Source organism: Xanthomonas boreopolis, assembly GCF_046529185.1.
Taxonomy (GTDB): domain Bacteria; phylum Pseudomonadota; class Gammaproteobacteria; order Xanthomonadales; family Xanthomonadaceae; genus Pseudomonas_S; species Pseudomonas_S boreopolis.
Genome location: NZ_CP097162.1, coordinates 2,151,495 through 2,177,014, shown reverse-complemented (window position 1 = coordinate 2,177,014; position 25,520 = coordinate 2,151,495). Strand labels below are relative to the sequence as shown.

Sequence of the window (25,520 nt, the reverse complement as noted above, 5' to 3'; positions counted from 1 at the left end):
CTTACTGTTTGGCGGCCGTCGCCGCGGCGCTGGCGCGCTCGACGAAGGCGTTGGTGTAGGTCTTGGAAAGGTCGATGTCCGCATTGGCCACGTCGGCATTGAACTCGCGCAGCACGGCCAGCGGGATCTTCAGGTCCTCGGGGTCGAAACGGCCGTCGGTGGTGAAGATGGCGCGGGCGTTCTCGACCGCCTGGGCATAGGTCGCGCGGTCGCCGGACACGTACGCGTCGGGCAAGGCGTCGACGATTTCCTTGGCGCTGCGCTCGGCGATGAAGCGCAGCGCCATCTGTTCGGCGCGCGCGATCTTCTCGGCCGCGTCCGGGCGCTTTTCCAGGAAGCTGCGGTTGGCGTACATCACCGAGGTCGGGTACAGCCCGCCGTAGACCTCGCGGGCGCCTTCGTCGCTGCGCGCGTCGATCAGGATCTTGCCGACCTTGCGCTCGGTGATCAGCGTGGCGGCGGGGTCGTAGTTCACCAGCAGGTCGATCTTGCCCTGCTCCAGCGCCGCCACCGCCGCGGCGCCCGAGCCGACGCCGATCAGCGACACGCTGTCCTCGGGGATGTCGTGCCGGGCCAGGTAGTGGCGCACGAAGAAGTCCGACGACGAGCCCGGCGCGGTGATGCCCACCTTCAGCCCCTTGATCGTCTCCGGCCGCTTGGGATCGAAGCTCGTGTTCTCGCGCCCGGCCAGCACCAGCCCGGAATTGCGCGAGAGCAGCACGAACGCGGTCACGTCCTTGTGCTTGGCCTGCATCTGGATGGTGTGGTCGTAGAAGCCCACCGCCACGTCCGTGGAGTTGGCCACCAGCGCCTGCAGCACCTTCGAGCCGCCCTGGGCGAAGTTCTCGGTGCGTACCTTCAGGCCGACCTGCTCGAAGTAACCGTTGGCGTCGGCGATGAAGAACGGGAGATTGTTGAGGTTGTAGGAACCGACGCTGATGCGCACCGGTGCATCGGAGGCGCCGCCGGCCGCTGCGCCCTCCTTGCCGCAACCGGCAAGCAACAGGCTGGCCGCGGCCAGCATGGCGGTGAAGAACTGCTTGTACATCTATCCCTCCCAGGATGTGGAGCGTTGTGGACGACCGGCTCGCGCAGCCATGCGCGGGCCGGCCGGTTCAGGTCATGCCGCGGACGTCCATTGGCGGGCTTCGGCGGAAACGGGCGAGGTGGCGAACACGCGCCCCTCGAACAGGCGGCGGGCGGTGCGCACCACGCTGGCGACCACCGGCGCGTTCTCCGCACCGCTGCTCAGGCCGACTTCCAGGGCACCGCTCGGATGTTCGAGCGTAACGCTACCGGGCAACGGCAGGCACCCGACGAAAGTGTGGGCCAGCGTGCCCGGCGTGACCGCGGCGGTGGCCAGGCCGACCGCCCCGGTGATCGCCAGGGCCGTGTGGCAGCGATGCGGCATGAAGTAGCGCACCTGGAGATGCCCGCCTTGCCGCGGCTCGGAAAGCAGCACCGGCTTGGGCACCACCTTGCCGCCGGCATCGGCGATGCCCATGCGGGCCCCAGCCTCCACGCGCATGCGCTCCAGCCGCGCCAGCAGCGCGCTGTCGGCGTTCAGCGCCTCCGGTGCCGCATCGGCGGGCACGCCCAGGTCGGCCGCGCGCACCAGCATCATCGGCATCGCGCAGTCCACCAGGCTGGCCTGCACGCCGTCGATCTCGTCCACCGCGCGGCCGCTGGGCAGCAACCGTCCCGTGAGCGCGCCGGCCGCATCGAGGAAGGCCAGGTGCACCGGTGCGGCCGTGCCCGGCGCACCGGCGATGCGGGTGTCGCCGCGGTAGGCCACGCGGCCGTGCGGCGTTTCCACCGTGGCCACGATCAGCTTGCCGGTGTTGACGTTGTGGATGCGCACCTCGGTGCGCGGATGCCGCGCCTGCACCAACCCGCGCTCGATCGCGTACGGGCCGACCGCCGCCAGCATGTTGCCGCAGTTGGGCGTGGTGTCCACGACCTGCCGTTCCACCCAGACCTGGGCGAACAGGTAGTCGACGTCGGCATCGGCGCGGCTGGCGCGATCGACGATCGCCACCTTGCTGGTCAGCGGATGGCCGCCGCCGATGCCGTCGATCTGCAGCGGATGGCCGGACCCCATCACCTCCAGCAGCAACCGGTCGCGCGCCTCCGGGTCGGCCGGCAGGTCGGACGCCAGGAAGAACGGCCCCTTGGAGGTTCCCCCGCGCATGAGCACGCACGGGAGGCTGAGCAGATCGTTGGACATACGTGTGCTAGATTGATGCTTGTATCGGATGAATATCCTTGTGTGATCCGATACTGGCATGGACACGATTGATCTGTGAATTGCTTATTTTTTCCTCATTGATACGCCATGAGCATCAATTGCGAAATCCTCGATCTGCGTGCCTTCCTGCTCGTCGCCGAGACGCGCAGCTTCCATCGCGCCGCCGAAGCGCTGCACGTCTCCCAACCGGCCCTGAGCCGGCGAATACAGAAGCTGGAGCAGGCGGTGGGTTCGCCCTTGCTGGAGCGCACCACCCGCAGCGTCGCCACCACCGCCGTCGGCGAGAACCTGCTGCCGCTGGTGCGGCGCATGCTCGAGGAGTTCGATGGTTCGCTGTTCTCCCTGCGCGGGCAGGACGACACGCGCGGCGCGCAGATCACCATCGCCTGCCTGCCGACCGCGGCGTTCTACTTCCTGCCCAGCGTGATGGCGCGCTTCCACGAGGCGTTCCCGAACGTGCGCTTCCGTATCCTCGACATCCCCGCCACCGAGGGCCTGCAGGCGGTCGAGCGCGGCGAAGTCGAGTTCGGCATCAACTTCATGGGCGCCAACGACCCCAACCTGGATTTCGACGTGCTGGCCGAGGACCCCTTCGTGCTGGCCTGCCGCCGCGACCATCCGCTGGCGAAGAAGCGCAGGATCGAATGGTCGGACCTGGCCCGCCACCAACTGATCACCGTGCACCGCACCAGCGGCAACCGCACCCTGCTCGACGGCGCGCTGGCCCGCGAGAACCTCAAGCTGAGCTGGCACTACGAGGTGACCCACCTGTCGACCTCGCTCGGCATGGTCGAGGCCGGCATCGGCGTCTCGGTGCTGCCCCGGATGGCCACGCCCGACGGCGACCACCCGATCCTGGTCACCCGCCCCATCGGCAACCCGGTGGTCTCGCGCACCATCGGCATCGTCCGCCGGCGCGGCGCCATGCTCTCGCCCAGCGCCGAGCGCTTCCTGCAGATGCTGATGAGCCAGTGGCGCAACAAGCCGTGACATCGGCACTACATACAGCCATGTAACCTTGCGTCCTGCGCCGCGGATCTTTGCCATGCCTGCCATCCCGCATACTGGACGGGGCCAGGGGACAGACGCTCCCGGCAAACGCCAGCAGGCCCGCCCCGGCCACTGCAAGCCATTCGCAAAAGGAGTCACTGCATGAGCGATTCGTTCTCCACCCGCAGCCAGTTGGACGTGGGCGGCAAGACCTACGCCTATTACAGCCTGCCCAAGCTGGGCCAGCGCTTCGACATCTCCCGCCTGCCCTACTCGATGAAGATCCTGCTGGAGAACCTGCTCCGGAACGAGGACGGCGGCATCACCGTCGGCAAGGAGCACATCGAGGCGGTGGCCAAGTGGGATCCCAAGGCCGAGCCCGACACCGAGATCGCGTTCATGCCCGCGCGCGTGGTGCTGCAGGACTTCACCGGCGTGCCCTGCGTGGTCGACCTCGCGGCGATGCGCGACGCGGTGGTCAAGCTCGGCGGCGCGGCCGGCCAGATCAACCCGCAGATCCCCTCCGAGCTGGTGATCGACCACTCGGTGCAGGTCGACGTGTTCGGCAAGCCCGACGCGCTCGACCTCAACGGCCAGATCGAGTTCCAGCGCAACAAGGAGCGCTACGGCTTCCTGCGCTGGGGCCAGAAGGCCTTCGACAACTTCAAGGTGGTACCGCCGAACACCGGCATCGTCCACCAGGTCAACCTGGAGAACCTGGCCCGCGTGGTGATGACCGCGGAGAAGGACGGCCAGGCCATCGCCTATCCCGACACCGTGTTCGGCACCGACTCGCACACCACGATGATCAACGGCATCGGCGTGCTCGGCTGGGGCGTCGGCGGCATCGAGGCGGAAGCCGCCATGCTCGGCCAGCCGTCCTCGATGCTGATCCCGCAGGTGGTCGGCTTCAAGCTCACCGGCAAGCTGCCCGAGGGCGCCACCGCCACCGACCTGGTGCTGACCGTCACCCAGATGCTGCGCAAGCTCGGCGTGGTCGGCAAGTTCGTCGAGTTCTACGGCGACGGCCTGCAGCACCTGCCGCTGGCCGACCGCGCCACCATCGGCAACATGGCCCCGGAATACGGCGCCACCTGCGGCATCTTCCCGATCGACGCCGAGTCGCTTAGCTACCTGCGCCTGTCCGGCCGCAGCGAGGAGCAGATCGCGCTGGTCGAGGCCTACGCCAAGGCGCAGGGCCTGTGGCACGAGCCGGGCAGCCCGCATGCGCAGTACAGCGCCACGCTGGAGCTGGACATGGGCGACGTGCGCCCGTCGCTGGCCGGCCCCAAGCGCCCGCAGGACCGCGTGCTGCTCGAGGACGTGCAGAAGAACTACCGCGAGGCGCTGGCAGGGCTCACCGCCAACCGCGACAAGCGCAGCGACGACGTCGGCCGGTTCGTCGCCGAGGGCGGCGGCGCGGCGGTCGGCAACGAGCAGCTCGCCAAGGGCTATGCCGACATCGAGATCGAGGGCAAGAAGGTAAGGCTCAAGGACGGCGCCGTGGTGATCGCCGCGATCACCTCGTGCACCAACACCTCCAACCCGGCGGTGATGATCGGTGCCGGCCTGCTGGCCCGCAACGCCGCGGCCAGGGGCCTGAACCGCCAGCCGTGGGTGAAGACCTCGCTGGGGCCGGGCTCGCGCGTGGTCACCGACTACCTGCAGAAGGCCGGCGTCCTCGACGACCTGGAGAAGGTCGGCTTCTACGTGGTCGGCTACGGCTGCACCACCTGCATCGGCAACTCCGGCCCGCTGCCCACCGAGGTCAGCGCGGGCATCGCCATGGGCGACCTGGTGGTGACCTCGGTGCTGTCCGGCAACCGCAACTTCGAGGGCCGCGTGCACCCCGAGGTCAAGATGAACTACCTGGCCTCCCCGCCGCTGGTGGTCGCCTACGCGCTGGCCGGCACCACCGACATCGACCTGACCCGCGAGCCGCTCGGCACCGGCAGCGACGGCCAGCCGGTGTACCTGAGGGACATCTGGCCCAGCAACAAGGAGATCGGCGACGTCATCGCCGCCACCATCGGGCCGGAGATGTTCAAGCAGAACTACGCCGACGTGTTCAAGGGCGACACCCGCTGGAATACCATCGCCTCGCCCGACGGCGAACTGTACGAATGGGATGCGGCCTCCACCTACATCAAGAACCCACCCTACTTCGAAGGCATGACCATGCAGGTGGGCCACGTCGACGACGTGCACGGCGCGCGCGTGCTGGGCCTGTTCGGCGACTCGATCACCACCGACCACATCTCCCCGGCCGGCAACATCAAGAAGGACTCCCCGGCGGGCCGCTTCCTGCAGTCGCGCGGCGTGCAGCCGGCCGACTTCAACAGCTACGGCAGCCGGCGCGGCAACGACGACGTCATGGTGCGCGGCACCTTCGCCAACATCCGCATCAAGAACCTGATGTTCGGCGGCGAGGAAGGCGGCAACACCCTGTACTTCGGCAGCACGCCGCCGGAGAAGATGTCGATCTACGACGCGGCCATGAAGTACAAGGCCGACGGCGTGCCGCTGGTGGTGATCGCCGGCAAGGAATACGGCACCGGCTCCTCGCGCGACTGGGCGGCCAAGGGCACCAACCTGCTCGGGGTCAAGGCCGTGATCGCCGAGAGCTTCGAGCGCATCCACCGCTCCAACCTGGTCGGCATGGGCGTGCTGCCGTTGCAGTTCCTGGACGGCCAGAACGCGCAGTCCCTGGGCCTGGACGGTTCGGAGGTCTTCGACGTCACCGGCCTGCAGGACGGCGCGAGCAAGCGCGCCAGGGTGACGGCGAGGAAGGCCGACGGCACCACCAAGGAATTCGAGGTCAAGGTGCTGCTGCTGACCCCGAAGGAAGTGGAGTACTTCAAGCACGGCGGCCTGCTGCAGTACGTGCTGCGCCAGCTGGCGTCGAAGGCGGCCTAGCCGTCCCGCCGCTGCGGGAGCGGCTCCGGCTGCGACGGGCCTTCCCGGCAAAGCCCGTCGCGGCCGGAGCCGTTCCCGCGCCGCCGGCCGGTTTCCCCGCTTCGCCTTTTCCATTCGGGACGGTATCCTGCCCGCCAGAGCGCCGGGACGTTTCCGGTGCGACCAACATCCCTGGAGGGAGGCAGAATGTCTCAGGCGCGTCCTTGGCTGCAGAGCTATCCGGCGGGAGTGCCCGCGGAAATCGATGTCCACGAGTTCCGGACGGTCGCGGACGTCTTCGCATCGTCCGTCGCCAAGTACCGCGATCGCCCGGCCTACACCAGCTTCGGCAAGACCCTGACCTACGGCGAGACCGACGCGCTGGCGACCCGGTTCGCCGCCTACCTGCTGGGCGAACTGAAGCTCAAGAAGGGCGACCGCGTCGCGGTGATGATGCCCAACTGCCTGCAGTACCCGGTCGCCACCTTCGGCATCCTCAAGGCCGGCCTGACGGTGGTGAACGTCAACCCGCTCTATACCGCCCGCGAGCTCAGGCACCAGTTGGTCGACTCCGGCGCCTGCGTGCTGGTCGCCATCGACAACTTCGGCAACACCGTGGCCGAGTCGCTGGAAGGCACGGCGGTCCGCCAGGTGATCACCACCGGCCTGGGCGACATGCTCGGCTTCCCCAAGGGCAACCTGGTCAACTTCGTCGTCAAGTACGTCAAGAAGCTGGTGCCGGAGTACCGGATCGCCGGCGCCATCCGCTTCCGCGAAGCGCTCTCGCTCGGCAGCCGGCACGCGTTGCCGTCGCTGGACGTCTCCAGCGACGACATCGCCTTCCTGCAGTACACGGGCGGCACCACCGGCGTGGCCAAGGGCGCGATGCTGACCCACCGCAACCTGGTCGCGAACATGCAGCAGGCGCACACCTGGGTCGCCTCCGACGGCAAGCTGCAGGAAGGCCAGGAGACGGTGGTCACCGCGCTGCCGCTGTACCACATCTTCGCGCTCACCGCGAACTGCCTGGTCTTCATGAAGCTCGGCGGCTGCAACCACCTGATCAGCAATCCGCGCGACATGCCCGGCTTCGTCAAGGAGCTCAAGGGCATCCGCTTCAGCGCCATCACCGGAGTCAACACCCTGTTCAACGGCCTGCTCAACACCCCCGGCTTCGAGCAGCTCGACTTCTCCTCGCTGAAGATGACCCTGGGCGGCGGCATGGCCGTGCAGCGTTCGGTCGCCGAGCGCTGGAAGAAAGTCACCGGCTGCACCCTCGTCGAAGCCTACGGCCTGACCGAGACCTCGCCGGCGGCCTGCATCAACCCGCCCGACCTCCCCGAGTACAACGGCTCCATCGGCCTGCCGGTCCCCTCCACCGATGCCTGCATCAAGGACGACGCCGGCAACCAGTTGCCGGCAGGCGAGACCGGCGAGCTGTGCATCAAGGGACCCCAGGTCATGAAGGGCTACTGGCACCGTCCCGAGGAGACCGCCAAGGCCATCGATGCCGACGGCTGGCTGCACACCGGCGACATCGCCCGGATGGACGAGAAAGGCTTCTTCTACATCGTCGACCGCAAGAAGGACATGATCCTGGTGTCCGGTTTCAACGTTTATCCCAACGAGATCGAGGACGTCATCGCGATGATGCCCGGCGTCGCCGAGGTGGCGGCGGTCGGCGTCCCCGACGAGAAGTCCGGCGAGGTGGTCAAGGTCGTCATCGTCAAGAAGGACCCGAACCTGACCGCCGAGCAGGTCAAGGAACACGCCCGTGCCAACCTGACCGGCTACAAGCACCCGCGGATCGTCGAATTCCGCAAGGAGCTGCCCAAGACCAACGTCGGCAAGATCCTGAGGCGGGAGCTGCGGGACGCGCCAAAATCCTGACGCACACAAGGGCCGCGACGCCACTTCGAAGGGCTTTCCTGTAACGGAAAGCCCTTTTCGTTTCACGCAGTTACACCGGTGTAGCATCGGTCAGTGGAGTTCGCACCGCCCGCTGCGCCACGGTCACCCATCGCGGGCGCTCTCCCCGAGGCCAAGCCCATGATCACGATGGAAAATCTGCAACGCCAGACACTTCATTCCACCATCCGAGTTGCCACCGACGATGCCAGCCGCAGCCACTGGCTGTACATGCATGCCGATGCCGCCGCTGGCGTCCGCCCCTGCTTCCGCCCGCCCCTCATGGAAGAGATGCACGCCTACCTGTCGGAAATCGCGGATCCCTCCCGGCAGCAGCCGGGGAGCCTGAGCACCTTGGTGCTCGCTTCCGATGCCAACGCGTTCAACCTGGGCGGCGACCTCGACCTGTTCGGCAAGATGATCCGCAACCGCGACAGGGAGGGCCTGCTCCGCTATGCCGAGAGCTGCATTCTCGGCGTGCACCGGTTCCACCAAGGCCTCAACGGCAACTTCCGCACCGTCGCATTGCTGCAGGGCGACGCCCTCGGAGGCGGACTGGAGATGGCCTTGTCGTGCCATACCATCGTGGCCGAAGAGGACGTCGGCATGGGCCTGCCCGAAGTCCTGTTCGGCCTGTTCCCGGGCATGGGCGCCTATTCTTTCCTTTCCCGCCGCGTCTCGCCGCAGCTGGCGGAGAAGATCATCCTGGAAGGACAGGTCTACAGCAGCCAGGAGATGCACGCCATGGGCATCGTCGATCTGTTGGTCCCCAAAGGCCAGGGAGCCGCGGCGGTCTGGGACTTGATCGAGCGCCAGCAACGCATCCCCCACTCGTACTTGGCAATGAACGCGGCGCGGAAGCTGTGCCAACCGGTGACCCGCGAGGAACTGCTCTCGATCACGCACGTATGGGTCGAGACGGCGCTCGCCCTTGGCGAAAAATCGTTGAAGACGATGGATCGCCTGGTCAAGGCGCAGTCCCGCCGGGCCGCCAGGGCCTTGTCCGCGGCGGTGGCCTGAAACGCATGTCGAAGTTGGCCCGGCGCTCCGCCGGGCTTTTTATTACTTCGGCTCGGCGCCCTTGCCCTTTTCGAAGCGGTTGCTCAGATGGGCATCCAACGCGGCACGCCCCTCCCGCAGTCCCGTGTCCAGCCTTTCGATCCGTTGGTGGATTTCCGCCTTGACCTGCCAATCCTGCATGCGCATCAATTCGTCGCCCTGCCCGGCCAACAGATGCAGCCCCAGGTTGCTTGCCACGCCTTTCAGCGCATGCGCCTGCTCCCGCAGCACGAGCCAGTTGTCGCCGGCGGCGGCCGTGCGTATGCCCGCAATGCAATTGGCCGCATCGGTCAGGCATTGCTGGATGAACTCGCGCTCGAACGTGTCGCCCATGCCCAGCGAGGCGAGCTCGTTCAGGACCGCAGGATCGAGCACGCCATCGGCGGCACTGGCGACCTGCATCGCCGGACGCTCCGATTGCCTGAGCCTGCGATTGGCCGCGATGTCGGCAAGCGTGTCCAGCAATCGGCTGGCGGAGACCGGCTTGGCCAGGAACGCATAGGCGCCGGCCCGCTCGCATTGCCGGATGGAGTCGGGCGTGACGTCCGCGCTTAGTACCACGACGGGCGTCCGGCGCTCGCCGCCGGCTTGCAGCACCCGCAATTGCTTCAGCATGTCCAGCCCGCTCATGCCGGGCATGTGCAGATCTATGATCGCGGCGTCGTAGTCCAGGTCGGCAAGCGCATCGAGCACGGCCTCCGCGCCATTCACGCACGTCACCCGATGGCCAGCCTTCTGCAACAACCGCTGCAGAACCATGCGATTGGCCTCGTGGTCGTCGCCCACCACGATCTGCATGCTGCGCACCCGGGCACGATGGCGCAGGAAAGGATCGGTAAACGCGATCACGTTGTCCGGTTCGGCGCCCGACGGCACGGAAGCTTCCGCCGAACCCTGCGCCTCCAAGGAAGGCGTGACCTCGAACGGGACCTCGAACCAGAAGCGACTGCCGCCTCCCGGGTTCTCCTCGTAACCGATGCTGCCTCCCATCGATTCCACGAGTCCCTTGGCGATCGTGGTGCCGAGCCCGGTGCCCTCGTAGCGGCGGGTCAAGCCGTTGTCGGCCTGCTCGAATGCCTCGAAGAGCCTCGGGCGCATGCTTACCGGCACGCCTATGCCCGTATCGATTATTTCGAAGCGCAAGCGCATCGGCGAGCGATCGGCCACCGCTACCTGGATGTTCACGCTCCCACGCTCGGTGAACTTCACCGCATTGCCGATCAAGTTGAGAAGCACTTGCCGGACATGGTCCGGATCGCCATTCAATCGGTCGGGCACGTCCACCGGTACGTGGACCCTGTAGTCCAGGCCCTTGTTGCGTGCCTGCGGCTTCAGGATCAAGCCGATGCTGTCGAGGGTCTCGCGCAGGGCGAAGTCCTGGCGCCTGACCCTCACCTTGCCGGCCTCGATCGCCGAGATGTCCAGCACCTCTTCAACCAGTGCCAGCAAGCTGCGCGCCGAAGCCTGGATGGTGCTTACGCACTCGCGTTGCTCCGCGTCCAGCCGGGTAGCGGCCAGCACCTCCGTCATGCCGGACAAACCGTTGAGCGGCGTGCGGAACTCGTGGCTCATGTTCGCGAGGAAACGGCTCTTCGCCTCGCTGGCGCGACGCGCCTCCGCGGTCGCGCGGGTCAACTGGCGCAGCAGGCCCGAGAGATACAGGGGAATCGCAGCCAATCCCAGCCACAACGCCAGGCCGAGCTGCAGATTGCGCTCCCAGTATTCGTTGGTGGCCAGCGTGATGCTGAAGCTCGCCATGGCCATGGCAATGGCGAGGTAGAGATACCGGTTGCCGTAGCGCAACCCATTGCCGATCGTCACCCACATCACCACGACGTAGATGCAGGCCATGGGCTCGCCCACCGCGCTCATCGCCATGGCCATCAAGCCGTAATCGGCGAACATGCCGATCACCCGCCTCAGGTCTGAACGGGCGGGCCGGGCGACGATCCACGCGAACAGCAGCAGCGACAGCAATTGCGCCAGCAGCGTGAGGCCGATGACGTAGAGCAGCTGCCTTTCCGGGAGATCCCAACGATAGATCGACGCGATCTCGTACGCCAGGATCAGGGCGACCATGCCTATCCGGATGGCGGCCTGCCCATGCTCGCTGTCCTCGCGCTGGGCCAGGCGACTGCGTAAGGTATCCATCAAAGCCAGCATGACTAGAGACCCGGCCGTTCCGAGGCCTTGGAGAACTTCTCGCAGATCCGCTCCAGCGCGGGACGGGAACGCACCAGCGCGTCGACGCAGCGCGGGTCGAACAGCCGGCCGCGCTGCGCATACAGGTACGCCAGGGTCGCGTCCATGGTCCATGCCTCCTTGTAGGGACGCGGCGACAGCAGCGCGTCGCAGACGTCCGCGACGGCCACGACGCGCGCCTCGAGCGGGATCGCCTCGCCGATCAGTCCGTCGGGATAGCCGCTGCCGTCGTAGCGCTCGTGGTGCCGCAGCGCGATCAGGGCCGCGACCTGGATGAAGCGGTTCTGGCTGCCGCTGAGCAATTCGTAGCCGATCCGCGGGTGCCGGCGCATGACCGCCATCTCGTCCTCGGTCAACTTGCCCTGCTTGAGCAGCACCGCGTCGGGGATCGCGATCTTGCCGATGTCGTGCAAGGGCGCGGCCATCTCGATCAGGCGCACCTCGTCCTCCGACAGGCCCATCTGCTCGGCGATGAGGCCGGCGATATGCGCCATCCGCTCCAGGTAGGCGCTGGTGCCGGCGTCGCGGTACTCGATCGCGCGCGCCAGGCGCGACAGCGTCTCGCGCTCGCGTTCCTCGACCTCGTTGATGCTGGCCAGCAGCCGTTGCTCCAGCGACAGCGCCCGTTGCTTGATGCTCTCGCTCTGCTGGCGCAACTGCAGCAGGTTGGTGCAGCGGGCGCGCAGTTCGCGGGGGCGGATCGGCTTGACCAGGAAGTCGATCACGCCGGCCTCCAGCGCCGCCTGCCGCACCGGTTCGTCGCCGACCACGGTGATCAGGATGATGGGGATGTCGCGGTGGCTCGGCAGCCGGCGCAACCGGCGCGCGAATTCCAGCCCGTCCATCGCCGGCATGCGGTAGTCCAGCAGGAGCAGGTCGACCCGGCCGCTCTCGCACCAGGAAAGCGCGGCCAGGGGATCGCCGAAGTCGTACACCCGCAGTTCCGGGGCGATGTCCTCGATGACGTGCCGCAGCATCGTGCGCGCGGAGGTCTGGTCATCGACGATCACGATGTTCAAACCGGCATCCGTCCTGGTGTGCCACGAAGGATGCGCGGCAACCGGAGCGCCGCGAGCATGAACTGCCGTATCAGGCATGACCATTCCCTCCAATCAGGAGCATAGGCCCGGGCGCCGGCCGTAGCGGGACGGCCACCCCGGGGCCGCCATGCCAAGCATAGGCAGGAAACGGGGCGACAGCATAGAGCGCTGCCGCTTCCCGGGTCAGTTTTCGGGACGCATGTAGGGAAACAGCAGCACGTCGCGGATCGAGGTGCTGCCGGTCAGCAGCATCACCAGGCGGTCGATGCCGATGCCCAGGCCGCCGGTGGGCGCCATGCCGTACTCCAGCGCACGGATGTAGTCGGCGTCGAAGTGCATGGCCTCGTCGTCGCCTCCCTCCTTCGCCTCGACCTGCTTCTGGAAACGGGCGGCCTGGTCCTCGGGATCGTTGAGCTCGGAGAAGCCGTTGGCGAACTCCTTGCCGTTGACGAACAGCTCGAAGCGGTCGGTATAGCCCGGTTCGGTATCGCTGGCGCGCGCCAACGGCGAAACCTCGACCGGATGGTCGGTGATGAAGGTCGGCTGCACCAGGGTGTGCTCGACCGTGGCCTCGAAGATCTCCAGCAGCAGCTTGCCCCAGCCGTAGGACGGCTTGACCTTGATCTTCAGGCGCTCGCAATGGCGCAGCAGCGCATCGCGGTCGGTGCAGTCGGCCTCGGAGATCTCCGGGTTGTGGTGGCGCACCGCCTCGTCCATGCGCCAACGGCGGAACGCCGGGCCCAGGTCGATCTTCGCGCCGTCCCACTCCACCTCGGCGGTGCCGAGCACGGACTGCGCGGCATCGCGGATCACGCTCTCGGTCAGGTCCATCACCTCGTGGTACGTGGCGTAGGCCTCGTACAGCTCGAGCATGGTGAATTCCGGGTTGTGGCGGGTGGAGACGCCCTCGTTGCGGAAATTGCGGTTGATCTCGTAGACGCGCTCCAGCCCGCCGACCACCAGCCGCTTGAGGTACAGCTCCGGCGCCACGCGCAGGTACAGCTGCAGGTCCAGCGCGTTGTGGTGGGTGATGAACGGCTTGGCCGTCGCACCGCCGGGGATGTAGTGCATCATCGGCGTCTCGACCTCCAGGAAGCCGCGCGCGTCCAGCCACGAGCGGATCGCGCGGATGATCTTGGAGCGCTTGATGAAGACCTCGCGCGCTTCCGGGGTGACGATCAGGTCGACGTAGCGCTGGCGATAGCGCTGCTCCACGTCCGATAGCCCGTGCCACTTGTCGGGCAGCGGACGCAGCGACTTGGTCAGCAGGCGCAGCCTGGCCGCCTTCACCGACAGCTCGCCGGTGCGGGTGCGGGTCAGGCCGCCCTCGACCGCGATGATGTCGCCCACGTCCCAGCCCTTGAAGGCATCGTAGGCCTCGCCCAGCGCGTTGGCCTGCAGGAACACCTGAATACGGCCGGACTCGTCCTGGATCTGGGCGAAGCTGGCCTTGCCCATCACCCGCTTGGCCATCAGCCGGCCGGCCAGCTTCACCTGGCGGTCCAGCCCTTCCAGCGCCTCGGCGGTCCAGGCCCCGGCGTCGCCGAACTCGGCCTGCAGGTCGCCGGCGAACTGCTCGCGCTTGAAATCGTTCGGGTAGGCGATGCCCTGCTCGCGCAACGCCTTGAGTTTCGCGCGGCGCTCGGCGATCAGGCTGTTCTCGTCGGCAGGCGTGGGCGTGGCGGTCTGGTCGGTCATGGCGGGATGTTCGGTAACGGGGGGATTTCCGCGGGAGGGACTCCGGTCCCTCCCGCAAGGGGGTGGCGGCGGATTATGCGTCCACGCGCTTGGCGCCGGCCTCCAGGCCGGCCTTCAGGCTGGCCTCGACGAATTCGTCCAGGTCGCCGTCGAGCACCTTCTGGGTATCGCTGCGCTCGATGCCGGTGCGCAGGTCCTTGATCCGGCTCTGGTCCAGCACGTAGTTGCGGATCTGGCTGCCCCAGCCGATGTCGGACTTGGACGCTTCCAGCGCGTCCTTCTCGGCGTTGCGCTTCTGCAGCTCGATCTCGTACAGCTTGGCCTTCAGCATCTTCATCGCGCGGTCGCGGTTGGCATGCTGGCTGCGCTCGGTCTGGCAGGCCACCACCACGCCCGAGGGCACGTGGGTGATGCGCACCGCCGACTCGGTCTTGTTGACGTGCTGGCCGCCGGCGCCGCTGGAGCGGTACACGTCGGTCTTCAGGTCGGCCGGGTTGATCTCGATGTCGATGTCGTCGTCGACCTCGGGCGAGACGAACACCGAGGTGAAGCTGGTGTGGCGGCGGTTGTCCGAATCGAACGGGCTCTTGCGCACCAGCCGGTGCACGCCGATCTCGGTCTTCAGCCAGCCATAGGCGAAATCGCCTTCCACGCGGAACGTGGCCGACTTGATGCCCGCCACTTCGCCGCCGGAGACTTCCAGCAGCTCGGTCTTCCAGCCGCGGCCTTCGGCCCAGCGCAGGTACATGCGCAGCAGCATTTCGGCCCAGTCCTGCGCCTCGGTGCCGCCGGCGCCGGCCTGGATGTCGACGAACGCGTTGGCGCCGTCCATCTTGCCGGAGAACATGCGCTGGAACTCCAGCTTCTCGACCTGGGACTGGTACTTGTCCAGGTCGGCGACCACCGCCTGCGCGGTGTCCTCGTCCTGCTCGCTTTCGGCCAGGTCCAGCAGTTCCCCGCTCTCGGCCAGGCCGTCCAGCACCGAGGCGATGCCGCCCACGGTCTTGTCCAGCAGCGAACGTTCGCGGCCGAGCTGCTGGGCGTATTCGGGGTTGTTCCAGATATCGGGGCTTTCCAGCTCCCGGGTCACTTCTTCGAGACGCTCTTTCTTGGCGTCGTAGTCAAAGATACCCCCTGAGCGAGACCACGCGATCGTTCAGATCGGCGATTCGCTGGCGGATCGGATTGGTTTCGATCATGTCGGTATTCCTGCAGACAAGAGCGCAATTGTAGCAAGCGCCCTATCCGGGCGCAGCGCGGGCGGGTGCCGGCCCGACGGGATCGCAGCGCTGCGCGCTGCCTTCGCTGGTCAGCGATGTCGAGCCGCGGGCACCGAGCCGCATCAAGCCGGTTCGCAATGCTCCACGATCAGCTGGATCGCCTCGCCGCCGCGATAGTCGTCGCCGACCAGCCTGTAGGCGAGCCGGACGCGGCGGCCGGGTTCGCGCCCGGACCAGCCGTTGAAGTGAATCGCGTTCAACGGCTCCGCCCGGCCCGGGCATCGCAGGTTCAGCTTGAGGTGGCGCTCCTTCAACAGGCGCCACTGCGCCACCTCGAACTCGCCGTCGAACAACGGCTCCGGGAATCCCTGCCCCCACGGCCCGGCCATCCGCAGCGCTTCGGCATGGGCGTAGTCCAGTTCGTGCGGCGCCAGTTCGCCGTCGCTGTGCAGCTCGGCCTGCAGCAAGGCGCGGTCGAGGCTGGTTTCGAGGTGCGCCAGCAGCGCCGTCTCGAAGGCGGGCAACGCATCGCGCGACAAGCTCAACCCGGCCGCCATGGCGTGGCCGCCGAACTTGCCGATCAAGCCTGGGCATGCGGCATCCACCGCGGCCAGCGCATCGCGGATGTGCAGGCCGGGGATCGAGCGGGCCGAACCGCGCAGTTGGTCGCTCCCGGGCTCGGCCGGGGCGAAGGCGATCACCGGCCGGTGCAGGCGATCCTTCATCCTCGAAGCCACCAGCCCGACCACGCCGGGATGCCATTCGGCATCGAACAGGCAGGCCGCCAGGGGCGGCGAGCCATCGCCGGCCGCCAGCAACGCGCGCGCGACCGCGGACTCGGCGTCGTCGGTCATCAACTGTTGGACGGCACGCCGCTCGGCGTTGATCTCCTCGAGCATCGCGGCGATCTCGCGCGCCTGCGTGGCGTCTTCGGTCAGCAACAGCTCGATGCCGAGCGCCATGTCTTCCAGCCGGCCCGCGGCGTTCAGGCGCGGCCCCAGCGCATAGCCGATGTCGCTGGCGGTCAGCCGCGAAGCGTCGCGGCCGCTGGCCTCGATCAGCGCCCGCAGCCCGACGCAACCCTGCCCTTGCCGGAGGCGGCGCAATCCCGCGGCGACCAACGCGCGGTTGTTGACGTCCAGCGCCACCAGGTCGGCGACCGTGCCGACGGCCACCAGGTCGAGCAGCACCGACAGGTCCGGCCCATTGCCGGCGAACGCCCCCGACTCGCGCAGGCGCGCGCGCAGCGCCATCAAGACGTAGAAGATCACGCCGACGCCCGCCAGCGCCTTGCTGGGAAAGCCATCGCCGTCGAGATTGGGATCGACGATGACATCGGCAGGCGGGAGCCGCTCGCCCGGGAGATGGTGGTCGGTCACCAGCACCTTCCAGCCCAGTGCCTTGGCCGCGGCGACGCCCGCGTGGCAGGCCACGCCGTGGTCGACCGTGACCAGCAGGTCCGGGCGCAGCGGCGCCAGTTCTTCGACCAGCGCCGGCGACAGGCCATAGCCGTGCACGATGCGGTTCGGCACCGCGTGCATCACCTCGGCGGCGCCCAGCAGGCGCAAACCGCGGACCGCGACGGCGCAGGCGGTCGCGCCGTCGCAATCGAAATCGCCCACCACCAGGATGCGGCGCCCGGCGCCGATGGCATCCGCCAGCAGGTCCACCGCCCGGTCGATGTTGGCCAGGCCGGCGGGGGCATGCAGCTGCGCCAGCCGCGGCTGCGCCTGCTCCAGGCACACCGCCCCGCGCGCGGCGTACAGGCGCCGCAACAACGGCAGCATCCCGTCGGGCCAGTTCCCGGGTTCCCCGGGCGGCCGCCGCACGATCCGCAATGGACGATTCATCCGGCGAGCTGGAGCAAAGGCTTGCGCCAGAACCGCCAGCGATGGCGTCGTTCCAGCGCGAACTGCGCGCCGTCCTGGAAATCGAGCAGCAGCCGGTCCAGCTCGCCGCGCCGCATGGCGGCGAGCAGCGGCGCGATCACGTCGGTGGAGAACTGTTCGAGCGAACGCAGCTGGCGCAGGTCGATCAGCGCGTCGACCTGCCGCTCGCCCTCGGCATCGGTGCCGCTGGCCTTGGCCAACGCCCTCAGCAGCGATTCGCGGCTGCGGACCTGCGCATGCGGGGAGCTGACGGCCTGCGGATACACGCCGCCGCCCCAGAACCACAGCGAGTTGATCGCCGGCTTGCCGCGGGCGGAGCGCTCGCGGTTCCACGGATGCTGGTGCAGCAGGACCTGGGCCTCGGTCAGCAACGCGCGCCAGCGGCGGCCGTGCTCCCCTCCAGGCAGGTGGTCGAACAGGTCGTCGCCGAGCACCTCGCCCGGCTCGTCGAAGTTCGGCAGCCGCGCCTCGGGCGACAGCCGCAGGTACCAGCGCGACGGCACCGGCGCATCCAGCAGGAAGCCGGCATCGCCGAACATCGGCTTGAGCGACGGCAGCAAGGCGGCGACGTCGTCCTGGTCCAGGCCGAGCGCCTCGCCATACGCCATCATCCGCGCGCCCTGCATGTCGGGCACCACGTAGGCGGGATCGGCGCGCACCCAGGTAGCTCCGGAGGCGTCGCCGACGTCCAGCTGGCGGGTGAGCGCCGCGACCGGCCAGTGCCCGGGCACCAGCCGGAAGTGGCGGCGCAGCTGCGGCGTTTCCCCGCTCTCGCGCGTATCGCGATCGGCGTGCCCGAGCGCGCGCGCGACCGGGTCGGCCAGCGCGGCCCCGGCCAGCCGCCCGCGTTCCGGCAACAGCAGCGTCGCCGTGGTCACCAGGGGCCCCGGGTCAGCCCAGGTACTCGACGCTGACCACTTCGTACTCGCGCTGGCCGGCCGGTGCGTCGATGGTGACGCTGTCGCCTTCGTGCTTGCCGATCAGGGCACGCGCCAGCGGCGAGGAGATCGCGATCAGGCCCTGCTTGATGTCCGCTTCCAGGTCGCCGACGATCTGGTAGCGCTTTTCCTCGTCGGTCTCGACGTCGGCCAGCGCCACGGTCGCGCCGAACACGATCTTGCTGCCGGCGCCGAGCTTGGTCACGTCGATGATCTCGGCGTGCGACAGCTCCGCCTCCAGCTGCTTGATGCGGCCTTCGATGAAGCCCTGCTCCTCGCGCGCGGCGTGGTACTCGGCGTTCTCCTTCAGGTCGCCGTGCTCGCGCGCCTCGGCGATCGCGGCGATCACCTTGGGGCGCTTGACCGACTTCAGGTGTTCCAGTTCGTCGCGCAGACGCTGCGCGCCTTTCAGGGTGATGGGGGCTCTCATGCTTCCAACTCCTTGTGCAGTTCCTGCAGCGACCACACCGGGCCCGTGCCGCGGAATTCGAGGGATTGCACCAGCGCCTTGGCACCGGCGATGGTGGTCGAATAGGTCACGCGCTGCTGCAGCGCCTCGCGGCGGATCGAGAACGAGTCCGCGATCGCCGCGCGACCTTCGGTGGTGTTCACGATATAGGAAATCTCGCCGTTCTTGATCGAATCGACGATGTGCGGGCGGCCTTCCACGACCTTGTTCACGATCTCGCAAGCCAGGCCGTGCTGCTGCAGCCAGGCGCCGGTACCGCGGGTCGCGACCAGGCTGAAGCCGCGCTCGACCAGCGCCTTGGCCACCGGCAGCACGCGCTTCTTGTCCGGATCGCGCACCGACACGAAGGCCTTGCCCGGCTTCGGCGCGCGGATGCCGCCGGCTTCCTGCGCGCGCGCGAACGCGGCGCTGAAGCTGCGGCCCACGCCCATCACCTCGCCGGTGGAGCGCATCTCCGGCCCGAGGATCGGGTCCACGCCCTGGAACTTGGCGAACGGGAAGATCGCTTCCTTCACCGAGTAGTAGTCGGGCACGACTTCCTCGGTGGCGCCCTGCTCGGCCAGGGTGCGGCCGGCCATGCAGCGCGCCGCGATCTTGGCCAGGGCCACGCCGGTGGCCTTGGACACGAACGGCACGGTGCGCGAGGCGCGCGGGTTCACTTCCAGCAGGTAGACGGTATCGGTACCGTCCTCGTTGGACTGGATCGCGAACTGGGTGTTCATCAGGCCGACCACGTTCAGGGCCTTGGCCAGCTCCACCACCTGGCGGCGCAGCTCGTCCTGCGTCTGCTGCGACAGCGAGTACGGCGGCAGCGAGCACGAGGAGTCGCCCGAATGCACGCCGGCTTCCTCGATGTGCTCCATGACCCCGCCGATCAGCACGTCGCCGTCCTTGTCGGCGATGATGTCCACGTCGCACTCGACCGCGTTGTCGAGGAAGCGGTCCAGCAGGACCGGCGAATCGTTGGACACCTTCACCGCATCGCGCACGTAGCGCGCCAGGTCCGACTCGCCGTACACGATCTCCATCGCGCGGCCGCCGAGCACGTAGCTCGGGCGCACCACCAGCGGGTAGCCGATCTCGCGCGCCAGCGTCAGCGCTTCCTCGGCGGTGCGCGCGGTGCGGTTCGGCGGCTGCTTGAGGCCGAGCTTCTCGACCAGCTGCTGGAAGCGCTCGCGGTCCTCGGCCAGGTCGATCGAGTCCGGCGTGGTGCCGATCACCGGCACGCCGTTGGCCTCCAGCGCCTTGGCCAGCTTCAGCGGGGTCTGGCCGCCGTACTGCACGATCACGCCCTTGGGCTTCTCCAGCTCGACGATCTCCAGCACGTCCTCGAGCGTCAGCGGCTCGAAGTACAGGCGGTCGGAGGTGTCGTAGTCGGTCGAGACGGTTTCCGGGTTGCAGTTGACCATGATGGTCTCGTACCCGTCCTCGCGCAGCGCCAGCGCGGCATGCACGCAGCAGTAGTCGAACTCGATGCCCTGGCCGATGCGGTTGGGGCCGCCGCCCAGGATCATGATCTTCTCGCGGTTGGACGGGTCGGCCTCGCACTCGTCCTCGTAGGTCGAGTACAGGTAGGCGGTGCTGGTGGCGAACTCGGCCGCGCACGAGTCCACGCGCTTGTACACCGGGCGCACCTTGTGCGCGCGGCGCAGCGCGCGGATCGCCGCCTCGTTGGTCCCGGTCAGCTGCGCCAGGCGCGCGTCCGAGAAACCGGCGCGCTTGAGCTTGCGCAGGCGCGCGGCGTCGAGCGCGTCGATGCCGTCGGCGGCCACCTGCCTCTCGGCCGCGATGATCTCCTCGATCTGGTCGAGGAACCACGGGTCGATGTACGACAGGTTGTAGACCTCCTCCACGCTCATGCCGGCGCGGAACGCGTCGGCGACGTAGAACAGGCGTTCCGGTCCCGGCGCCTTCAGCTCTCGCTTGAGCGTGGTCAGGTCGTCCTCGCTGGACAGGTCCAGCCCGGTCGGGTCGAAGCCGACCTTGCCGGTCTCCAGGCCGCGCAGCGCCTTCTGCACCGACTCCTGGAAGGTGCGGCCCATGGCCATCACCTCGCCCACCGACTTCATCTGCGTGGTCAGGCGCGCGTCGGCCTGCGGGAACTTCTCGAAGGCGAAGCGCGGGATCTTGGTGACCACATAGTCGATGGAGGGCTCGAACGAAGCCGGGGTCAGCCCACCGGTGATCTCGTTCTTCAGCTCGTCCAGGGTGTAGCCCACGGCCAGCTTGGCCGCGACCTTGGCGATCGGGAAGCCGGTGGCCTTGGAGGCCAGCGCCGAGGAGCGCGACACGCGCGGGTTCATCTCGATGACGACCACGCGGCCGGTGTTCGGGTTGATGCCGAACTGCACGTTCGAGCCACCCGTATCCACCCCGATCTTGCGCAGCACCGCGATCGAGGCGTCGCGCAGGCGCTGGTACTCCTTGTCGGTCAGGGTCTGCGCCGGCGCGACGGTGATCGAGTCGCCGGTGTGCACGCCCATCGGGTCAAGGTTCTCGATCGAGCAGACGATGATGCAGTTGTCCGCGGTGTCGCGGACCACTTCCATCTCGAACTCCTTCCAGCCGAGCACGGATTCCTCGACCAGCACTTCATGCACCGGCGACAGCTCCAGCCCGCGCTTGATGATCTCCTCGAACTCTTCCTTGTTGTAGGCGATGCCGCCGCCGCTGCCACCCAGCGTGAACGACGGGCGGATGATGGTCGGGAAGCCGACCTTGGCCTGGATCTCCACCGCCTGCTCGAAGCTCTTGGCGACCTCAGCCTTCGGGCACTCCAGCCCGATCTCCTGCATCGCCACGCGGAACAGCTCGCGATCCTCGGCCATGCGGATGGCCTCGCGCTTGGCGCCGATCAGCTCCACGCCGTACTTCTCCAGCACGCCGTTGTCGGCCAGGTCCAGCGCGCAGTTCAGCGCGGTCTGCCCGCCCATGGTCGGCAGCAGCGCGTCCGGCTTCTCCTTGGCGACGATCTTCTCGACCGTCTGCCAGTTGATCGGCTCGATGTAGACGGCGTCGGCCATCTCCGGGTCGGTCATGATGGTGGCCGGGTTGGAGTTAACCAGCACCACGCGGTAGCCCTCGTCGCGCAGCGCCTTGCACGCCTGCGCGCCGGAGTAGTCGAACTCGCAGGCCTGGCCGATGACGATCGGGCCGGCACCGATGATGAGGATGGTCTTTAGGTCGGTACGACGTGGCATTTTTCAGTAATCCTCAACGTTCTCGGAAATGCGGGACCCGGCACCCGGGGCCCGGGACCCGGATTCAAGCCGACGCTGTAACGATTGCTGCAATTTGGAAAGCATCTGGCCGACGCGTTCGCAGAGCCGGAGCGCCGCAACCAGCTGCGACGGTTCGCCCAGGCCAAGCCGCTCGGACAACAGCAGCTGCGTCTGCAATTCGCCGCACGCTCCCATGGCGATCGACACGGATCGCGCATAGTCCCGGGTGGTGCCGCGCGCATTGCCTTCTGCGATGCTGGAAGGGATCGAAACGGCGGAACGCCGGAGTTGCGCCGCCAGGCCATGGCCCTCGTCGCGCGGCAGGGACGCCGCCGACGAATGAACGCCCTGGGCGAGTTCCATGGCCAGCTGCCAGACTTCGAGTTCCCTGAAATGGGACACCGGCATCACGCGGCCTTTTCCGGGCCCCGGGTCGCGGATCCCGAGTCCCGCATCAACGCGGCGAACCGATCGAACAACGGCCCCACGTCATGCGGCCCCGGCGACGCCTCCGGGTGCCCCTGGAAGGAGAACGCCGGCGCATCGGTCAGTGCGATGCCCTGGTTGGTGCCGTCGAACAGCGAGCGGTGCGTGACGCGCACGTTGCCGGGCAGCGTCGCCTCGTCCACCGCGAAGCCATGGTTCTGCGAGGTGATCATCACCCGGCCGCTGTCCAGGTCCTGCACCGGGTGGTTGGCGCCGTGGTGGCCGTGGCCCATCTTGACGGTCCGCGCCCCGGAGGCCAGCGCAAGCAGCTGGTGGCCCAGGCAGATGCCGAAGGTCGGGACCTTCCTGGCGACGAACTCCTTGATCGCGGCGATCGCGTAGTCGCACGGTTCCGGGTCGCCGGGGCCGTTGGACAGGAACACGCCGTCCGGATTCATCGCCAGCACCTCGGCCGCCGGCGTCTGCGCCGGCACCACGGTGACGTCGCAGCCGCGCTCGGCGAGCATGCGCAGGATGTTGAGCTTCACGCCGAAGTCGTAGGCCACCACCTTGTGCTTCGGCGCGGCGGTCACGAACTCGTTGCGGTCCAGGTCGAGCTGGCCCTCGCGCCAGGCATAGGGCTTGTCGGTGCTGACCACCTTGGCCAGGTCCATGCCCTTCAGGCCCGGGAACTTGCGCGCCGCCTCCAGGGCCTTCTCGACGTCGATCTCGCCCGCCATCAACGCGCCGTTCTGGGCGCCCTTCTCGCGCAGGATGCGGGTCAGCTTGCGCGTGTCGATGCCGGCGATGCCGACCACGCCGCGCGCGATCATCCAATCGCCCAGCGAGGCCTGGCTGCGCCAGTTGCTGGGGCGGCGCGGCACGTCGCGCACGATCAGGCCAGCGGCCCACACCTGGGCGGCCTCGTCGTCCTGGTCGGTGAAGCCGGTGTTGCCGATGTGCGGGTAGGTCAACGTGACCAGCTGACGGGCGTAGGACGGATCGGTCAGGATTTCCTGGTAACCGGTCATCGCGGTGTTGAACACCACTTCGCCCACGGACAGTCCGTTGGCGCCTACGGATTCGCCCTCGAACACGGTGCCGTCTTCGAGGACAAGGATTGCGGGTTGGGTCACGGGAATCTCGCTCTGGCTGCGGGGGACTCCGATGCGCACCGGCCAAAATCCGGTTGCAGCAAAGCGCGGACGCGGTTCTGGAACCGGTCCGACGCTGGGTTCGGGCAAGCCGGAATTGTAGCGGCAAGTGCCCGCGCTTGCCAGCGCGAATGTACTGCGGCGTCCGTAGCGGCGCGCATTCGATCGCGCGGGCCGCAGCCGCATTGCGCGGCGAAAAAACCCATCATCGCGCCGCCCGGCAAGGTTTGTGGCCCTTCGGCTTGCGCATGCCTTGGACAGCCCCGCTTCATCGCCGCCAGCATGCGTGGCCACCCCGTCGCTCCTTGCCTGGCCAGGCAAATGGTTGCACCATACAACCAAACCCGACCAGGCCGCCGCCATGACAGATCCCGATGCCGAAGACATCCATCGCATCCGCGATGCGTCGCGGCGCCTCGTACGCGAACTCGGGTTCATGCGCCCGACGCTCGCGGGCACCGACCTCCACGCCTCGGCAGTGCACGCGCTGGTCGAACTCGGACGGCGCCGGGCGATCACGGCCGTAGCGTTGGCCGAAATCCTCAATCTGGAGAAATCCAGCATCAGCCGGTTGATCCGCAAGCTCATCGATGCGGGCAAGGTGACCGAGACGGCATCCAGCGAGGATGCCCGGGCCAAACTCCTGTCGCTGACCCCACAGGGCCGGCGAACGCTGGCGGAGATCGATGCCTTCGCCGAGCGGCAAGTCCGCGGCGCGGTCCTCCGACTAGGTCCGGCGAGCCGGAGGCGCGTCTCCTCGGGATTGGCCGCCTATGCGCGCGCCCTCGAAGACCTGCGTACGCAATCCCCGGAGTCCGCTCCGGCGATCCGGATCGAATCGGGATATCGCCCCGGCCTCGTGGGGCGATGCGCGGAAATGCACGCGCGCTATTACGCCAGGACTAGCGGCTTCGGCGCGTTCTTCGAGAGCCGCGTCGCGGCGGGAATGGCCGAGTTCGCCAACAGGATCGGGCATCCCGGGAACAACGCCTGGGCCGCGCTGATGGACGAGGAAATCGTCGGGACCATCGCCATCGATGGCGAGGACCTCGGTAAGGACCGCGCGCACCTGCGCTGGTTCATCGTGGAGGACGGCGTCCGCGGCGAGGGCGTCGGCAAGCGGCTTCTCGCCGAAGCCATCGCGTTCTGCGACGAGCGCAGCGTCCCGCACATCGAGCTATCGACCTTTGCCGGCCTGGATGCGGCCCGGCACCTCTACCTGGCCAGCGGTTTCGTCCTCGTCGAGGAACGACCCGGTTCGCAGTGGGGACGCGAGGTCATGGAGCAGCGCTACGTCCGCAAACTGCCGCGCGGGTGAAGCACGGGTTCCAGGCGCGGCGGCCAAGCATCGCCGCCGCGGTGGAGATCCGATGGACGCCCTCAACCGATCAGGTCGCGCACCCGGTAACTGCCGGCCGGCTTGCCGTGCAGGCGCTTGGCCGCATGCAGCGCGCCGCGCGCGAAGATGTCGCGATTGGTGGCGCGGTGCACCAGCTCGATGCGCTCGCCCAGGCCGGTGAACTGCACTAGGTGCTCGCCGACGATGTCGCCGGCCCGCAGGCTGGCATAGCGCGGCTGCGCGCCGCTGCCGGTCGCGGCCTCGCCCAGCGTCAGCGCGGTGCCCGAGGGCGCGTCCTTCTTGTGCACGTGGTGCGATTCGACGATGTCGCAATCCCAGCCCGGCAGCGTGCCGGCGGCGCGCTCGACCAGGTCGGTCAGCACCGCCACGCCGAGGCTGAAGTTGGAGGCCCACACCAGCGGGACCTTCGCCGCGGCCTCGGCCAAGGCTTGCCGCTGCGGCTCCTCCAGGCCGGTCGTGCCGGACACCAGCGGCACGCCCCGTTGCACGCACAGCTGCAGGACCGGCCCGAAACCCTGCGGCAGGCTGAAATCGATCGCCACGTCGAACGGCGGCGCACCGGAAAGCTCGCTGGCGGCGAAATGCGGCACGCCGTCGACCACGCGTTGCGAGGGCGAACGGCCCACGACCGCGGCGACCACGTCCAGGGCATCGTCCTCCGCGGCGAGGCGGAGCAAGGCCTTGCCCATGCGGCCGGAGGCGCCGTGGATGAGGATCTTCAAAGGCACGGTATTCATCGGCGCAGGCTAGCGGTCGCCGCGGCGCTCCACAAGCCGTCCACCGCATCCATGGAGCCGGGCCGG

18 protein-coding genes are annotated in these 25,520 nt (G+C 68.0%); 5 read left to right on the top strand and 13 right to left on the bottom strand.

The genetic code is table 11. The features are described 5' to 3' along the window. Window position 1: 1 nt before the first annotated feature. Both M3M27_RS09545 and M3M27_RS09540 read right to left on the bottom strand, forming a co-directional pair. The gene (locus M3M27_RS09545; RefSeq protein ID WP_434027891.1) at window positions 2-1,048 is read right to left on the bottom strand and encodes an ABC transporter substrate-binding protein; all 1,047 of its coding nucleotides are present in this window, start codon (window positions 1,046-1,048) and stop codon (window positions 2-4) included. A gap of 72 nt (window positions 1,049-1,120) precedes the next feature. Next, window positions 1,121-2,227, bottom strand: a complete 1,107-nt coding sequence (locus M3M27_RS09540) for a 4-oxalomesaconate tautomerase (protein WP_434027890.1) — start codon at window positions 2,225-2,227, stop codon at window positions 1,121-1,123. A 108-nt stretch (window positions 2,228-2,335) separates the two neighbouring features. Between M3M27_RS09540 and M3M27_RS09535 the strand changes: the two genes are divergently transcribed. The 4 genes from M3M27_RS09535 (at window position 2,336) to M3M27_RS09520 (ending at window position 9,061) form a co-directional block, all read left to right on the top strand. Then, entirely contained in the window at window positions 2,336-3,238 is a 903-nt protein-coding gene (locus M3M27_RS09535; protein WP_140721596.1) for a LysR family transcriptional regulator, read from the top strand. 162 nt (window positions 3,239-3,400) lie between these two features. Continuing rightward, complete coding sequence (gene acnA / locus M3M27_RS09530; RefSeq protein ID WP_434027889.1) at window positions 3,401-6,154, top strand: aconitate hydratase AcnA; 2,754 nt, start codon at window positions 3,401-3,403, stop codon at window positions 6,152-6,154. Window positions 6,155-6,340: 186 nt separating this feature from the next. Then, window positions 6,341-8,023 carry a long-chain fatty acid--CoA ligase gene (locus tag M3M27_RS09525; protein ID WP_140721602.1) on the top strand — a complete coding sequence of 561 codons (1,683 nt, stop codon included), beginning with the start codon at window positions 6,341-6,343 and terminating at the stop codon, window positions 8,021-8,023. Window positions 8,024-8,182: 159 nt separating this feature from the next. Continuing rightward, complete coding sequence (locus tag M3M27_RS09520) at window positions 8,183-9,061, top strand: crotonase/enoyl-CoA hydratase family protein (RefSeq protein ID WP_434027888.1); 879 nt, start codon at window positions 8,183-8,185, stop codon at window positions 9,059-9,061. Window positions 9,062-9,103: 42 nt separating this feature from the next. Here the strand turns inward: M3M27_RS09520 and M3M27_RS09515 are convergent, their stop codons facing one another. From M3M27_RS09515 to carA, 10 genes are all read right to left on the bottom strand, one after another. Then, entirely contained in the window at window positions 9,104-11,263 is a 2,160-nt protein-coding gene (locus M3M27_RS09515) for an ATP-binding protein (RefSeq protein WP_434027887.1), read from the bottom strand. Window positions 11,264-11,265: 2 nt separating this feature from the next. Next, on the bottom strand, window positions 11,266-12,279 hold the full coding sequence (locus M3M27_RS09510; RefSeq protein ID WP_434027994.1) for an HD domain-containing phosphohydrolase: 1,014 nt from the start codon (window positions 12,277-12,279) through the stop codon (window positions 11,266-11,268). A 246-nt stretch (window positions 12,280-12,525) separates the two neighbouring features. Further along, window positions 12,526-14,040 carry a lysine--tRNA ligase gene (gene lysS / locus M3M27_RS09505; protein WP_434027886.1) on the bottom strand — a complete coding sequence of 505 codons (1,515 nt, stop codon included), beginning with the start codon at window positions 14,038-14,040 and terminating at the stop codon, window positions 12,526-12,528. Between the two features lie 73 nt (window positions 14,041-14,113). Further along, window positions 14,114-15,239, bottom strand: a protein-coding gene (prfB, locus tag M3M27_RS09500; protein ID WP_140721615.1) for a peptide chain release factor 2 whose coding sequence is annotated in 2 segments (ribosomal slippage) — window positions 14,114-15,163 and window positions 15,165-15,239 — 1,125 coding nt in all. Because the reading frame shifts where the segments join, the coding sequence is not laid out codon by codon here. A gap of 143 nt (window positions 15,240-15,382) precedes the next feature. Continuing rightward, entirely contained in the window at window positions 15,383-17,110 is a 1,728-nt protein-coding gene (recJ, locus tag M3M27_RS09495) for a single-stranded-DNA-specific exonuclease RecJ (RefSeq protein ID WP_140721618.1), read from the bottom strand. Continuing rightward, the gene (locus tag M3M27_RS09490) at window positions 17,107-18,027 is read right to left on the bottom strand and encodes a phosphoglycerate mutase (RefSeq protein ID WP_434027885.1); all 921 of its coding nucleotides are present in this window, start codon (window positions 18,025-18,027) and stop codon (window positions 17,107-17,109) included. The genes recJ and M3M27_RS09490 overlap by 4 nt, the downstream gene beginning before the upstream one ends. Before the next feature lie 13 nt (window positions 18,028-18,040). Further along, complete coding sequence (greA, locus tag M3M27_RS09485) at window positions 18,041-18,517, bottom strand: transcription elongation factor GreA (RefSeq protein ID WP_140721626.1); 477 nt, start codon at window positions 18,515-18,517, stop codon at window positions 18,041-18,043. Further along, window positions 18,514-21,756, bottom strand: coding sequence for a carbamoyl-phosphate synthase large subunit (carB, locus tag M3M27_RS09480; protein ID WP_434027884.1), 3,243 nt, complete (start codon window positions 21,754-21,756; stop codon window positions 18,514-18,516). The genes greA and carB overlap by 4 nt, the downstream gene beginning before the upstream one ends. 3 nt (window positions 21,757-21,759) lie before the next feature. Continuing rightward, window positions 21,760-22,185 carry a four helix bundle protein gene (locus M3M27_RS09475; RefSeq protein ID WP_434027993.1) on the bottom strand — a complete coding sequence of 142 codons (426 nt, stop codon included), beginning with the start codon at window positions 22,183-22,185 and terminating at the stop codon, window positions 21,760-21,762. Continuing rightward, on the bottom strand, window positions 22,185-23,339 hold the full coding sequence (gene carA, locus M3M27_RS09470) for a glutamine-hydrolyzing carbamoyl-phosphate synthase small subunit (protein ID WP_140721636.1): 1,155 nt from the start codon (window positions 23,337-23,339) through the stop codon (window positions 22,185-22,187). The genes M3M27_RS09475 and carA overlap by 1 nt, the downstream gene beginning before the upstream one ends. A gap of 379 nt (window positions 23,340-23,718) precedes the next feature. On the opposite strand from carA, the gene M3M27_RS09465 reads away from it, so the two are divergent. Next, the gene (locus M3M27_RS09465; protein WP_140721639.1) at window positions 23,719-24,675 is read left to right on the top strand and encodes a bifunctional helix-turn-helix transcriptional regulator/GNAT family N-acetyltransferase; all 957 of its coding nucleotides are present in this window, start codon (window positions 23,719-23,721) and stop codon (window positions 24,673-24,675) included. 62 nt (window positions 24,676-24,737) lie between these two features. On the opposite strand, the gene dapB is transcribed toward M3M27_RS09465, so the two are convergent. Beyond that, window positions 24,738-25,454, bottom strand: coding sequence for a 4-hydroxy-tetrahydrodipicolinate reductase (gene dapB / locus M3M27_RS09460; protein WP_434027883.1), 717 nt, complete (start codon window positions 25,452-25,454; stop codon window positions 24,738-24,740). Window positions 25,455-25,520 lie beyond the last annotated feature (66 nt).

Coding starts and splice junctions, on each gene's coding strand:
- greA (WP_140721626.1), bottom strand. CDS start 18,517: ATGAGAGCCCCCATCACCCTGAAAGGCGCGCAGCGTCTGCGCGACGAA.
- M3M27_RS09525 (WP_140721602.1), top strand. CDS start 6,341: ATGTCTCAGGCGCGTCCTTGGCTGCAGAGCTATCCGGCGGGAGTGCCC.
- M3M27_RS09540 (WP_434027890.1), bottom strand. CDS start 2,227: ATGTCCAACGATCTGCTCAGCCTCCCGTGCGTGCTCATGCGCGGGGGA.
- acnA (WP_434027889.1), top strand. CDS start 3,401: ATGAGCGATTCGTTCTCCACCCGCAGCCAGTTGGACGTGGGCGGCAAG.
- M3M27_RS09535 (WP_140721596.1), top strand. CDS start 2,336: ATGAGCATCAATTGCGAAATCCTCGATCTGCGTGCCTTCCTGCTCGTC.
- M3M27_RS09545 (WP_434027891.1), bottom strand. CDS start 1,048: ATGTACAAGCAGTTCTTCACCGCCATGCTGGCCGCGGCCAGCCTGTTG.
- dapB (WP_434027883.1), bottom strand. CDS start 25,454: ATGAATACCGTGCCTTTGAAGATCCTCATCCACGGCGCCTCCGGCCGC.
- M3M27_RS09520 (WP_434027888.1), top strand. CDS start 8,183: ATGATCACGATGGAAAATCTGCAACGCCAGACACTTCATTCCACCATC.
- lysS (WP_434027886.1), bottom strand. CDS start 14,040: ATGACCGACCAGACCGCCACGCCCACGCCTGCCGACGAGAACAGCCTG.
- recJ (WP_140721618.1), bottom strand. CDS start 17,110: ATGAATCGTCCATTGCGGATCGTGCGGCGGCCGCCCGGGGAACCCGGG.
- carB (WP_434027884.1), bottom strand. CDS start 21,756: ATGCCACGTCGTACCGACCTAAAGACCATCCTCATCATCGGTGCCGGC.
- M3M27_RS09510 (WP_434027994.1), bottom strand. CDS start 12,279: ATGCTGCGGCACGTCATCGAGGACATCGCCCCGGAACTGCGGGTGTAC.
- M3M27_RS09515 (WP_434027887.1), bottom strand. CDS start 11,263: ATGCTGGCTTTGATGGATACCTTACGCAGTCGCCTGGCCCAGCGCGAG.
- M3M27_RS09465 (WP_140721639.1), top strand. CDS start 23,719: ATGACAGATCCCGATGCCGAAGACATCCATCGCATCCGCGATGCGTCG.
- M3M27_RS09475 (WP_434027993.1), bottom strand. CDS start 22,185: ATGCCGGTGTCCCATTTCAGGGAACTCGAAGTCTGGCAGCTGGCCATG.